Here is a 12,106-nt window from a genome sequence, read left to right on the forward strand (position 1 = left end):
AATATCGATCAAGGCGGCCACAAGGCGGACAAAGCTAGCCGAAGGACGGAGGCAGCCGGGGTCAGCCCTCCTGCGCCTCGTGCCGGCGGCCGAGCGCGACGGCGAGGGTCAGGGCCAGGCAGGGCGTGGCCGAGAGGGAGCGGAAAGCGTCGATCTCGCCCTCATGCACCACAAAGCAGGCATCGGCGATCGGGTAGACGGGGCTGAGGTCGCTGTCGGTGATGGCGACGATCGGCACCCCGGCGGCGCGGGCCCGGCGCGCCACCTCCTGCACGTCCGGGGCGTAGCTGCGGAAGGTGACGACGAACAGCGCGTCGCCCGGCCGGATCGCCCGCGACTGCTCGGCCAGCATGCCGCCGAAATTGTCGAGCAGATGCACCGGCCGGTCGAGCTGGGCCAGCAGGTAGGACAGGTAGACCGCGATCGGGAAGGACCGGCGCTGGGCCGCCAGATGGATGCAGTCGGCCCGCGCCAGGATGTCGACCGCGCGGGCGAACACCGCCGGGTCGACATCGCCGCGCAGCCGCTCCAGCGCGCCGACCGAGATGTCGATGAAGGCGTTGAGCGGGCCGGACGGCGCCTCGGCCCCGCCGAAGCGGGCGTCGAGGGTGCGGATGCGCGCCTCGTAGCTCGGCATCCGCTCGACCAGCTGGGCCCGGAACAGGCGCTGCATCTCGGAGAAGCCGTCGAAGCCCAGCGCCTGGGCGAAGCGGACCAGGGCCGAGGGCTGGACCTCGGCCTTGCCGGCGATCACCGCCACCGTCTCCAGCGCGATCACGTCGGGATGGGCCAGGGCGAATTCGGCGATGGTCTTCAGCCGCTTGCTGAGCGCCGGGTAGCGCGCGGCGATGGCGCCCCGCAGCGCCTCGAAGCTGTCCGGCGCCGGCCCGGCCGCCACCGCTTCCGTCCCTGTCATGGCTCATTCCAAACGTTCCAAGTCTTGGAACAATAATCCCGACATCGCGCGCGGGGAAACGCCATTCGCTGTGGCCCGGCCGCAATGCGAGTGGTATAGACCATCTGGCGCGATGACGCTGCCAGCGCGGCTTGCTAGCGTCCCCGCGCGACAGCATTTCCAGGACCAGGGCATGGCGATCCGCATCCATATCGGCGTCGACGGCGGCGCGACCGGCACCAGGCTCCGCGCCGTCGATCCGGACGGAAGCGTGCTGGGCGAGGGCACGGCCGGCCCGTCCAGCCTGACGCTCGGCGTCGACGGGGCCTGGGCCCAGATCCGCGCCGCCCTGGCCGCCGCCGGCATCGCCGAGGCCGATCATGCCGACGCCGTGATCGCCTGCGGCCTGGCCGGCACCGGCCGGCCGGACAAGCGGGCCGAGTTCCGTGCCAAGGCCCCCGGCTTCGCCCGGCTGCGCCTGTGCTCCGACGCCCATGCCACGACGCTGGGCGCCCATGCCGGCCAGCCCGGCGCCGCGATCGCGCTGGGCACCGGCACGGTCGGCGGCGCGCTCTATGCCGACGGCACCACCCGCCAGGTCGGCGGCTGGGGCTTCCCGGTCGGCGATGAGGGCAGCGGCGCCTGGCTGGGGTTGAAGGCGCTGGGCGAGGCGCTGCAGCTGCTGGACGGCCGCGACGTCGACCCGCCCGGCGGCTCCGCCCTGCACCAGGCGATGTTCGAGACCTGCGGCGCCACCCCGCCCGATCTGCTGGCCTGGACCTACCAGGCGCCGTCGACGAAATACGCCACGCTGGCACCAATCGTGGTGCGGCTGGCCGGCGAGGGCGACCCCGCGGCGGTGCGGCTGATGCGGTGGGCGGGGCATGAGGTCGACCGGCTGGCCCGGTCGCTGGACCCCGAGGGCACCCTGCCCTTCTGCGCCGGCGGCAGCCTGGCCGCGCCGCTGCGCCCCTATATGGACCCGGCGATCGTCGCCCGGCTGCGCCCGCCGATGGGCGACGCCCGCGACGGCGCCGTGCTGCTGGCCCGGTCCCTGGCCCCCGGCGAAGCCTGGAGCGATTCATGACCAAGACCCTGGAAGGCCGCATCCTGACGCCCGGCGGCTGGGTCGCCGGCCGCCTGCGCTTCGACACGCATATCCGGGCGGTCGAGCCGGTCGCGGGGCTGGAGAGCGGCCCGATGATCCTGCCCGGCTTCATCGACCTGCACTGCCATGGCGGCGGCGGCGCCGACGCGATGGAGGGCGAGGCGTCGATCCGCACCCTGGCCCGCACCCATGCCCGACACGGCACCACCGCGCTGCTGGCCACCACCATGACCTCCCCGGTCGAGGAGATCGAGACAGCGCTGGACGGCGCCGGCCGGGTGATCGCCGGGCGGCGCGAGGGCGAGGCGCGGGTACTGGGCGTGCATCTGGAAGGCCCGTTCATCAGCCCGGACCGGCTGGGCGCCCAGCCGCCCTATGCCATCCCGGCCGATCTCGCGCGCATGGCGGATTTCTGCGACCGCGCCGACATCCGGGTCGTCACCTGGGCGCCGGAGGCCGACCCCGACGGCAGCCTGCAGGCCTTCCTGGCGGCGCGCGACATCCGGGTGCAGCTGGGCCATTCCTCCTGCGACTACGAGACCGCGGCCGAGGCCTTCTCGCGCGGGGTCGACGGCGTCACCCACATGTTCAACGCCATGACCGCGCTGCACCACCGCGCCCCCGGCATCGTCGGCGCCGCCCTGGCCCATGCCGAGCATGCCGAGCTGATCCCCGACCTGCTGCATGTCCATCCCGGCGCCATCCGCGCGGCGCTGCGGGCGATCCCGTCGCTCTACGCCGTCACCGACGCCACCGCCGCCAGCGGCATGCCGGATGGCGACTACAGGCTGGGCCGCTACACCGTGCGCAAATGCGGCAACGGCGTGCGGCTGGACGACGGCACGCTGGCCGGCAGCTGCCTGACCATGGATCGCGCCTTCGCCAACTTCGTCGCCATCGGCCTGGCGCCGGAGGAGGCGTCGCGCCGCACCTCCACCTTGGCCTCCGACTATCTCGGCCTGGCCGATCGCGGCCGCCTGGCGCCCGGCGCCTGGGCGGACATCGTCGTTCTCGACGCCGACCTCAAGGTCACGGGCGTCCATGTCGAAGGAGAGTCGATTGACCTCGATCATGCTTGAGGAGGCGCGCGAGGCCCCGGCCCGCATCGCCGACCTGCTGGCCGCCGACGCGGATCTGGTCCGCGACCTGGCCGCCCGGCTGCGCGCCGACCGGCCGCGCTTCGCCGTGACCATCGCCCGCGGCAGCTCCGACCATGCCGCCACCTATGCCGCCTATCTGCTGGGCAGCCGGCTGGGCCTGGTCACCGCGTCGCTGCCGCCGTCGCTGGAGACGCTGGGCCATTCCGACCTGGACCTGAAGGGCAGCCTGGCCATCGCCGTGTCGCAATCCGGCCGCAGCCCGGACCTGGTGACGCCGGTGCGCCGCGCCCGCGAGCGCGGGGCGCTGACCGTCGCGGTGCTGAACTCGACCGACAGCCCGGCCGCCCAGGCCGCGGAGATCGTGCTGGACCAGCATGCCGGGCGCGAGCGCGCCGTGGCCGCGACCAAATCCTACATCGCCAGCCTGGTGGTCGCTGCCCGGCTGGTGGCCGAATGGGCCGAGGATGCGGAGCTGAAGGCCGCGCTGCAGCGCCTGCCCGAGGCGCTGGAAACCGCCGTGCGCGGCGACTGGTCGCCGGCCCTGGAGGCGCTGGTCAAGGCCGACCGGATGATGGTCGCCGGCCGCGGCCTGAACCTGGGCATCGCCCAGGAGAGCGCGCTGAAGTTCAAGGAGACCTGCATCCTGCAGGCCGAGGCGATGAGCGCGGCCGAGATCATGCACGGGCCCAAGGCGCTGGTCGAGGCCGGCTACCCGGTGCTGGCCTATGCCCCGAACGATGGCGGGCGCGAGAGCGTGCTGAAGATGGCGGCGGAGTTCCGCGGCCTGGGCGCCAATGTGCTGCTGGCCGGCGCGCCCGGCGTCAAGGGCGCCACCCTGCCGCTGCCGCCGCCGCTGCACCCGGCGCTGGACCCGATCCTGGCGATCGGCGCGTTCTACCCCTTCGTCGCCGCCCTGTCCGTGGCCCGCGGCCTGTCGCCCGACGCACCGCGCAACCTGAGCAAGGTGACCGAGACGGTCTGAGCCGCCTGGAGGTTCCCAACCAACCATCGTCATGGCGAGGCGCGCAGCGCCGTGGCCATCCAGGGCCGCTCGCATYGGCCCCTGGATGGCCACGCCCCTTCGGGGCTCGCCATGACGGTTTTCTTTGGGAGGTGCCTCGTTCAGCCGGGAGGCCGCTGCGTCTGATTCGGCATAAATCCGACCTATCGGTCGCGGAACGCCCGGCCGGGGATATTTTCCTGACGGAACGCCCCGGCCGGCCGATCGAAACGAAGCCGCTTCGGGCCGAAACGCCGGTTCTGTAACAAACGAATTCACGCCGGGCCTGCAATCGCTTTACCCTCTGCCCAAAGTGCGGGCATCCGGCCCGCCGGGATGAAGAGGGGAGATTCGCATGAGCAGATTCCGCAGCGGAACGATGGCCTCGGCCCTGGCCCTGGCCACCGTCTTCGCCGGATCGGCCGCCTGGGCCGACGTCACCATCGGGGCCGCCTTCGTGCTGAGCGGCGGCAACGCGCCCTACGGGCTGCAGGAGCGGCGCGGCGTCGAGGCGGCGGTCGAGGCGATCAACGCCGCCGGCGGGGTCAATGGCGAGAAGATCGTGGTCGAGTTCGGCGATGACGCCGGCGACCCGCGCCAGGCCGTGCAGGTCGCCAACGACATGGTCAACAAGAAGGTGGTCGCGGTCGTCGGCCACACCCTGTCGGGCGCCACTGTCGCCGCCGCCCCGGTCTATGACGAGGAAGGGATCATCATGATCACCCCCTCGGCCACCGCGGTGGACCTGACCGAGAAGGGCTACAAGACCGTGTTCCGCACCGTCGTCCGCGACGACCAGCAGGGCAAGGTCGCCGGCGCCTATATCGTCGAGCACTTCAAGGACAAGAAGATCGCCTTCGTCCAGGACTCCACCACCTACGGCAAGGGCCTGGCCGACGCCACCAAGGCGGTGGTCAATGCCGGCGGCGTGAAGGAGACGGCGTATGAGACGATCACGCCGGGCGAGCTCGACTACTCGGCCACGATCTCGAAGCTGAAGGCCGACAACATCGACGTCGTCTACTATGGTGGCCTGTACAACGAGGCCGGCCTGCTGCTGCGCCAGATGCGCGACCAGGGGCTGAAGGCGCAGTTCATCTCCGGCGACGGCCTGTACGCCCAGGACTTCTGGTCGATCGTCGGCCGGGCCGGCGAGGGCGTGCTGCTGACCATCGACAACCCGCCCGAGACCAACCCGGCGGCGAAGGACGTGGTCGCGGCGCTGAAGGCCAAGAACATCGACCCGGCCGGCTACACCCTCTACGCCTATGCCGCGGTCCAGGCCTGGGCCGAGGCGGCGAAGAAGGCCAAGTCGACCGATCCGGAGAAGGTGGCGGCGGCGCTGCATGACGGCAGCGACTACAAGACCGTGATCGGCGACATCGCCTATGATTCGAAGGGCGACCGCACCAAGTCGGGCTACGCCCTGTTCAAGCGCACCGGCACGACCTTCGAGCCGGCGAAGTAAGCAGCGATCCGATCGGACCGATGCGAAGGGGCCGGCCCAGCCGGCCCCTTCTGCTATGGTGGCGCCTGGCGCAGCAGCCGCTCATCGACCAGGAAGTCGACGCCGCGCAGCCAAGCCGTGTCGGTGTCGCCGCGGATCTGGCCCGTGACATGGGCGACGTATTGACCGCTGCGCAGGTCGGCGACCCAGAGATCCATGGTCGAGATCAGGGTCGAGACCTTGTGCACCGCAGGCAGCACCGCCAGCTCCGCCCCGCTCTTCCGCGCCACCTCCAGCCAGCAGCCGCCGCAATCATAGCGCGGCGCGGTCGCCGCGACCTCGGCGGCGAGGGGCGAGAGATCGACCGGGCGGTAGCGGCCGGACTGCTCCAGCTTGCGGGCCAGATGGTCGGTGGCCAGCGCGATCCGGGCGTCATGGCTGGAGGACGGCGCGGCCTCGCCGCTGGTGTCGGCCAGCTCGAACGGGAACACCGCGACCGGCGTCTGCGCCGCGGCGGGGCCGGCGGCCAGGACCAGGATCGGAAGCAGCCATCGTGCCGCCATCGCCAGCCTCCGTTGCTGCGTGTCCGTCGAGCCTAGGCCGGCACGGCGTCGGCGGAAACGCGACTTACGGAGGAGCCGGCGCGGCCGGCTATCCCAGCATCCCGTTCACGAACATCCAGTTCTCCAGCCCGACGACACTCTCCGGCTGGACGAGCCGGTAGGTGGATGACCGCTGCAGCGTGCCGGTGGCGGGGTCGTAGGAGACGGGCGGGTCCTGCTGCGGCGGGATCGTGCCCATGCTGTTGCTGATCTTCGGGTCGAAGACCCAGCGCTTCGCCCCGGGGGTCCAGTACATCCGCGTCACCGGGTCTTCCCAGCGCTTGGTCTGGCCGTTGTAGCTGATCACGCTGTAGCGCGAGACGTCGGACTTGGTCGGGTCCATCGGCAGCGCCAAGTAGGACTCGTCGTCCTGGGTCAGCACCGGCTTGCCGTCGGAATCCAGCTTGATGTTCTTGGCGTTGGTGGCCAGCGCCTTGGCCTGGTCCGGCGTCAGCCGCTTCAGCAGCGCGATCATGTCCTGGTTGGACTTGCCCAGCCGGTCGAACACCGCCGTCAGACCCAGCCCCGTGCTGCGGCCGCCCTCGTCGGTGGTCCTGGCATAGGCGATGGTCTGGGCTACGTCCTTCGGCACATTGAGATATTCGAGGTAGCGCTGGTCGGCGGCATCATAGGTGTGGGCGGTGTCGTAGCGGCCCTTGAAGTAGACGATGCCGGACCCGATCAGCATCAGCGCCGCGCCGATCCCGGTCCAGGCCGTCGCCCCGAGGCCGAGGATGAGCCCGCTGCCGCCGATCGCTTCCGACACCGTGGCCGAGGCAGACACCACGAAGGCCGCGTCGCCGAGCACGCTGACCCCGTAGCCGACACCCTTCACCCAGTCGTCGTACTGGAAGAAGTTGGCGACGGAGTTGGCACCGTCGACGAGGATATAGGCGGTATCGGGCACGTTCTTCAGCATCCCGGCCGCGGCGCCACGCAGGAAGGCCTTGGTCCCGTCCGACACGGCCAGCTTGTCGATCCGCCCGAGCGCCGCGTTGTAGCGCTGGTTGAAGGGCGTGTTGGCCAGGCCCTTCGGATCGTTGCTCCAGATCGCTTCCTTCCAGCTGTCGGGCAGGACCGTTGACGCCAGGGCCGACGCCCCCATCGAGGCATGCACCGGAACGTAGAGATAGTCGTTCCACTGCGAGGTCGGATCGTCGGCGAGGGACAGCGCGTTCTTCTCGAACAGATAGGTGCTGAGCCCGCCGGAGAACCTGCTCAGCAGCCGCGGATTGAACCAGTCGCCCCCGCCCGCCTGGCTGACCCGGGCCACCTCCTGCGGGCTGAGGCCGTCGGTGCCGAGCGTGGCGTAGCGGGCGTAGAGGTACTTGTCCTGCGGCAGCACCGCCTTCAGCCCTTCGAGGGTGAAGTGGGTGGTGAAGTTGCGCTCCGACCGCTGGAACCAGATCGAGGGGCTGGGCGTGGTGTCCGGGTTCTTCGGCTCGTCGCCCAACGGCTTCGGCATCGCGTCGGCCGCCTTGATCACGCTCTCCTGCTTCGTCTCGGGCCGGAGCGGCGACCCGTTCTCCACCTTGCGGTCGAAGCCCTCGATGCCGGCGAGGTCCTGCTTATAGGCGTCCACCGTCTGGGTGATGCCCTGGCGGACCTCCACCATCCGGCTGTATTCCGCGGCGGTGGCGTCGTATTTTTTCGCTGCGTCGGGATCGGCCTTCCGCATCGCCGCGATGTCCTGGGCCTGCTGCGCCTTGCTGCGGCCCTGGCCGTAATTGGCCAGCGGATGGGCGAAGAACCCCGCATCCTTGATCAGCTGCTGGCCCTGCTTGTCGAAGCTGCCGCCGAAATCCTCGATGCCCGCCCGGGCCGCGTCGACCGAGGCGTCCCGCAGCGCGTGGTAGAAGTTGTGGTAGTACTTGTCGTCCTTGTGCTTCGTCTGGTCGGTGTCGCCGGCCTTGTCCGCCTGGCCGGCCACGGCCAGGGACAGCGCCACGTCGCCCTTGCCGGCGGCGCGGCGCAGCTCGGTCCCGAAATACTGCGCGTCCGCGAACATGTTGCGCTCGGTGCCGTCGTATTTCGGCTGCGCCGGCACCTTGGACAGGATCTGCGACGCCAGGGCGTCGACCAGGGTCTTGCCTTTGCCCGGCTTGCCGCCATCGGTCGCCGACAGGTTCTGCACGATATGGGCCAGGTTCGGGACCATGTCGTCATACGGCCCGTCGCCGCCCGGCTTCCAATGCGCCATGCGGTCGACCGCCTGGTTCAGCAGGCCCGGCGTCTTCGGATCCTGGCTGAAGATCCGCGGGTCGGACAGGATGTCCTGCACCTGCTGCGGCATCGCATGCTGCGGATCGGTGACCTCGGCCAGCTTCTTCAGCAGGTCCGTGGTCTGCCGCTCGTTCAGCGGCGGCACATCGGTGCCCTTCGGGTCGAGCCCGGCGGCCTTGCGCACCTCCGCGATCGGCCGGTCGACCAGCACCTCCTTGGTCGCTTCCGCCTGGCCCTGGCGGACGGCGTCGAGATAGGCCGATGTCTTCGGGTCAGCGGCGTTGCTGGCGTCGAAGGTCAGGTATACGCCGGCCCGCTTGTCGATCGCCGCCGCCAGCGCCTCCGGCGTCGCCTTGTCGCCCAGCTCGGACTTGGTGGCGTCGGCGATGGCGACCAGCTGGCGCCGGGTCTCCGCAGTGACATCGTCGTATTTCCCGTCCTTGGCGTCGGCGATCAGCCTGCCGATCTGGTCGGGGGTGCGGCCCTCGGTCTTCCAGCGGTTGTCGAAATGGGTCCGCGCCGCGTCCAAGGCCGCCTTGTAGGTCGGGTCGTTCGGCGCCCGCTGCGCCAGCGGCGCCACCAGCGCGTCGAAATCGGGCACCGCCTGCTGGGTCGCGGCGTAGTCGATCTCGCGGATCACGCTGTCCTGCAGCTGCTCGGTCAGCTTGGCCTTGTCGCCCGCGTTCTTCGGGTCCTCGACCTTCGCCAGCAGCCCGCGCTGCTCCTCCAGGGACGCCATGCGGGTCTTGTCGAGGGCCCAGACCATCTGGCCGGGCTGCAGCTCGTATTCGGCATCGGGCGACGCGGCCGGGCGGGTGCCGAAGGCCTTGGGGTCGAGCACGCCGGTCGCGGCCATCTGGCCCCGCAGCGCGGTGTTGTCGGTCGGATCGACGCCGGCATCGGCGAAGATCCGGAACGGCCATTTGAGCGGCGTCACCCCGGCGCCGTAGACGCCGAGAGCCGGGTCGTCAGGCCCGAAGGTGGTGCGGTCGTCCTTGCCGTCGGTGATCGGCTGGCCGACGGGCGGCTGCCTGGCCTTGTCGACCGCGCTGACGAAGATCGGATCCGTCTTCTTGGCCGGAGCCTGCGCCGCAAAGGGCGTCACCCGGCGTACCCTGAGATCGCTGGGCCACATGGCCATCCCCCCTGACAGGGTCCTCGACGATTAGGGAGAACGGATCAAATCTGATTCGGTTCCTATGGAGATAGAGGTTTTTTGACGGTTTCGTGATGATCTGGCGAAGACCACGCATCGATGCACAAGCCTTGAGCCGATCCGGAATAATTTCCAAAAATACCAGGCAATCTCGCGCGATGCCGTCCCGGACCCTGCAAACGAAAAGGGCCGGCGCAGCACGCCGGCCCTTCGTCAATTCCGGTCGACCCGGACGGACGGTCAGCCCTGGGCCTTGTCCTGAGCCTTGCTGTCCTGGGGCTTGTTGTCCCGGCGCTCGGTGATGCGCGCGGCCTTGCCGCGGCGGTCGCGCAGGTAATACAGCTTGGCGCGGCGGACGGCACCGCGGCGGACGACCTCGATCGAGTCGATGCGCGGGCTGTACAGCGGGAAGACGCGCTCGACGCCCTCGCCATAGCTGATCTTGCGGACGGTGAAGTGGCTGTTCAGGCCGGCATTCTTGCGGCCGATGCAGACGCCCTCATAGGCCTGGACGCGCTCGCGCGTGCCTTCGATGACCTTGACGTTCACCTTGACGGTGTCGCCGGGCTGGAAATCGGGGATCTTGCGGTCGGCGGTGAGCTTGTCGACCTGTTCCTGCTCGATCGTCTGAATGATGTTCATGGCTCTCGTCCTTCTTGTTCCTTGGTCACTCTTCGGTCTCGGCCCGGGCGCTTTCGGACGTGGCTCCCGCCGCCTTCCGCCCTTTCGGGGTTCACGGCGAGATATCGCTGCCAGAGGTCCGGGCGTCGCTCCCGGGTGATGCTTTCCGCCTGTTCCAGGCGCCAGCACCGCACCTTCGCATGATCGCCGGAGACCAGGATCTCCGGCACCGCGCGGGGTGCGCCGTCGGCGCCCGTCCACAGGGCCGGCCGGGTATAATGCGGGTACTCCAGGAGACCCGCCCCGAACTCGGCCCCGAAACTCTCCTCCCCGGCGCTCTCCGCGTTGCCCATGACGCCGGGCAGCAAGCGCACCACGGCATCGATCAGGGCCAGCGCGGCAATCTCGCCGCCGGACAGGACGAAATCGCCCAGGCTGACCTCCTCCGCCCCCTGGGCGTCGAGAAGCCGCTGGTCGACCCCTTCGTAGCGGCCGCAGAGCAGGACGATCGCCTGTTCCGCCGCCAGCTCCCGCACCAGCGCCTGATCGAGCAGCCGGCCGCGGGGGCTCAGATAGATCAGCCGCTCCCCCGGGCGGCGGACCGCCTGCACGGCGTCGTCCAGAACCTGGGGAAGCATGACCATGCCGGCGCCGCCCCCGAAGGGGGCGTCGTCGACCGAGCGGTGCTTATCGCGCGCGAAGCCGCGAATGTCCACCGATTCCAGCATCCAGTCGCCGCGCGCCAGCGCCCGGCCGGCCAGGGACTGGCCGAGCGGGCCCGGGAACATCTCCGGGAACAGCGTCAGGATGCGGGCGGTCCAAGGCATCTCAGGCCCCGCCCCCCGCGTCGTCATCCTCGCCTTCCTCGGGCGGACGCTCCGCCGGCTCCAGCAGCCCGGCCGGCGGGTCGACGACGATGCGGCGGCCGGCGATGTCGACCACCGGCACCGCAGCCCGGGTGAAGGGCATCATCACCGCCCCCGCTCCTGGCCGCACGATCTCCAGCATCTCGCCGGCGCCGAAATCGAACACGCCGCGCACCGTGCCGAACACCGATCCGTCCGCCAGCACCGCCGGCAGGCCGATCAGGTCGGCATGGTAGAACTCGTCCTCCTCGGGCTCCGGCAGCGACGCGCGGTCGACATAGAGCCGCAGGCCGCGCAGCGCATCGGCGGCGTCGCGGTCGGCCACGCCCTCGACCTGCACGATCCACTGGTCCTTGGCCCAGGACAGCAGCTTCAGGGCGAGCCGCCGCGCCCCGGCCTCGTCCGAGACCGGGCCATAGGCGGTCAGGTCCTCCGGGGCGGCGGTGAAGGGCTTGACCTTCACCAGGCCGCGGACGCCGTGCGCCCCGGTGATCTGGCCGACGCAGACCTTGGAGGGTGATGCCATCGGAGATGGTCCGGCTGCGGTTCCGCCCCTCTCACAGCCTTCTTGTTGTGTCATGCCCGGGCTTGACCCGGACATCCAGGGGCCGCCGGAGCGGCGTCGGAAGTCTCTGGATCACCGGGTCAAGCCCGGTGATGACAACAAGGGGCAGGCGAGGAGAAGAACCGGGTCGGATCAGGCCTCGGCCGGAGCCTCGGCGGCCTTGGCGGCGGCCTCGGCCGCAGCCTTGGCGCGCTCCTGGGCCTTCGCCTTCGGAGCCGACTTCGACGGGGTCTCGCGGTACTTCGGCATCGGCGCCAGCTCGGCCTGGCCGAGGAACTTGGCGACGCGCTCGGTCGGCTGGGCGCCGACCGACAGCCAATGCTTGATCCGGTCGGCCTTCAGCACCAGGCGCTCCGGATGATCCTTCGCCAGCATCGGGTTGTAGGTGCCGACCTTCTCGACGAAGCGGCCGTCGCGCGGGCTGCGCGTGTCGGCGATCACGATCGAATAGAACGGGCGCTTCTTGGCGCCGCCGCGGGTCAGGCGGATCTTGACGGACATAACGGTACTCTCCTCAGGTCTA

General features: G+C 70.3%; 11 protein-coding genes. 4 read left to right on the plus strand and 7 right to left on the minus strand.

From position 1 onward, the window contains the following. Positions 1-61 precede the first annotated feature (61 nt). A complete protein-coding gene (locus BWR60_RS11925) occupies positions 62-916 on the minus strand; it encodes a MurR/RpiR family transcriptional regulator (protein WP_088151244.1) in 855 nt (284 codons plus the stop codon). A 172-nt stretch (positions 917-1,088) separates the two neighbouring features. Between BWR60_RS11925 and BWR60_RS11930 the strand changes: the two genes are divergently transcribed. The 4 genes from BWR60_RS11930 (at position 1,089) to BWR60_RS11945 (ending at position 5,571) form a co-directional block, all read left to right on the plus strand. Next, on the plus strand, positions 1,089-1,982 hold the full coding sequence (locus tag BWR60_RS11930) for a BadF/BadG/BcrA/BcrD ATPase family protein (protein ID WP_088151245.1): 894 nt from the start codon (positions 1,089-1,091) through the stop codon (positions 1,980-1,982). Further along, entirely contained in the window at positions 1,979-3,082 is a 1,104-nt protein-coding gene (gene nagA / locus BWR60_RS11935) for an N-acetylglucosamine-6-phosphate deacetylase (RefSeq protein ID WP_088151246.1), read from the plus strand. The genes BWR60_RS11930 and nagA overlap by 4 nt, the downstream gene beginning before the upstream one ends. Beyond that, on the plus strand, positions 3,063-4,085 hold the full coding sequence (locus BWR60_RS11940; RefSeq protein WP_218823456.1) for an SIS domain-containing protein: 1,023 nt from the start codon (positions 3,063-3,065) through the stop codon (positions 4,083-4,085). Before nagA ends, BWR60_RS11940 begins: the two co-directional genes overlap by 20 nt. Positions 4,086-4,458: 373 nt before the next feature. Beyond that, entirely contained in the window at positions 4,459-5,571 is a 1,113-nt protein-coding gene (locus BWR60_RS11945; protein WP_088151247.1) for a branched-chain amino acid ABC transporter substrate-binding protein, read from the plus strand. Positions 5,572-5,624: 53 nt separating this feature from the next. Here BWR60_RS11945 and BWR60_RS11950 read toward each other — a convergent pair whose 3' ends face one another. The 6 genes from BWR60_RS11950 to rpsP form a co-directional block, all read right to left on the minus strand. Beyond that, on the minus strand, positions 5,625-6,113 hold the full coding sequence (locus tag BWR60_RS11950) for a DUF3280 domain-containing protein (protein WP_088151248.1): 489 nt from the start codon (positions 6,111-6,113) through the stop codon (positions 5,625-5,627). Positions 6,114-6,201: 88 nt separating this feature from the next. Beyond that, complete coding sequence (locus BWR60_RS11955; protein WP_144445599.1) at positions 6,202-9,510, minus strand: hypothetical protein; 3,309 nt, start codon at positions 9,508-9,510, stop codon at positions 6,202-6,204. Positions 9,511-9,771: 261 nt separating this feature from the next. Next, positions 9,772-10,173, minus strand: a complete 402-nt coding sequence (gene rplS / locus BWR60_RS11960) for a 50S ribosomal protein L19 (RefSeq protein WP_088151250.1) — start codon at positions 10,171-10,173, stop codon at positions 9,772-9,774. Then, a complete protein-coding gene (gene trmD / locus BWR60_RS11965; RefSeq protein WP_088151275.1) occupies positions 10,170-10,979 on the minus strand; it encodes a tRNA (guanosine(37)-N1)-methyltransferase TrmD in 810 nt (269 codons plus the stop codon). The genes rplS and trmD overlap by 4 nt, the downstream gene beginning before the upstream one ends. Position 10,980: 1 nt before the next feature. Then, complete coding sequence (gene rimM / locus BWR60_RS11970; protein WP_088151251.1) at positions 10,981-11,544, minus strand: ribosome maturation factor RimM; 564 nt, start codon at positions 11,542-11,544, stop codon at positions 10,981-10,983. A 171-nt stretch (positions 11,545-11,715) separates the two neighbouring features. Then, a complete protein-coding gene (gene rpsP, locus BWR60_RS11975; RefSeq protein ID WP_088151252.1) occupies positions 11,716-12,084 on the minus strand; it encodes a 30S ribosomal protein S16 in 369 nt (122 codons plus the stop codon). Positions 12,085-12,106 lie beyond the last annotated feature (22 nt).

Source organism: Inquilinus limosus, from assembly GCF_002195995.1.
GTDB classification, from domain to species: Bacteria; Pseudomonadota; Alphaproteobacteria; order DSM-16000; family Inquilinaceae; genus Inquilinus; species Inquilinus limosus_C.

Coding starts and splice junctions, on each gene's coding strand:
- BWR60_RS11925 (WP_088151244.1), bottom strand. CDS start 916: ATGACAGGGACGGAAGCGGTGGCGGCCGGGCCGGCGCCGGACAGCTTC.
- BWR60_RS11930 (WP_088151245.1), top strand. CDS start 1,089: ATGGCGATCCGCATCCATATCGGCGTCGACGGCGGCGCGACCGGCACC.
- nagA (WP_088151246.1), top strand. CDS start 1,979: ATGACCAAGACCCTGGAAGGCCGCATCCTGACGCCCGGCGGCTGGGTC.
- BWR60_RS11945 (WP_088151247.1), top strand. CDS start 4,459: ATGAGCAGATTCCGCAGCGGAACGATGGCCTCGGCCCTGGCCCTGGCC.
- BWR60_RS11950 (WP_088151248.1), bottom strand. CDS start 6,113: ATGGCGGCACGATGGCTGCTTCCGATCCTGGTCCTGGCCGCCGGCCCC.
- BWR60_RS11955 (WP_144445599.1), bottom strand. CDS start 9,510: ATGTGGCCCAGCGATCTCAGGGTACGCCGGGTGACGCCCTTTGCGGCG.
- rplS (WP_088151250.1), bottom strand. CDS start 10,173: ATGAACATCATTCAGACGATCGAGCAGGAACAGGTCGACAAGCTCACC.
- trmD (WP_088151275.1), bottom strand. CDS start 10,979: ATGCCTTGGACCGCCCGCATCCTGACGCTGTTCCCGGAGATGTTCCCG.
- rimM (WP_088151251.1), bottom strand. CDS start 11,544: ATGGCATCACCCTCCAAGGTCTGCGTCGGCCAGATCACCGGGGCGCAC.
- rpsP (WP_088151252.1), bottom strand. CDS start 12,084: ATGTCCGTCAAGATCCGCCTGACCCGCGGCGGCGCCAAGAAGCGCCCG.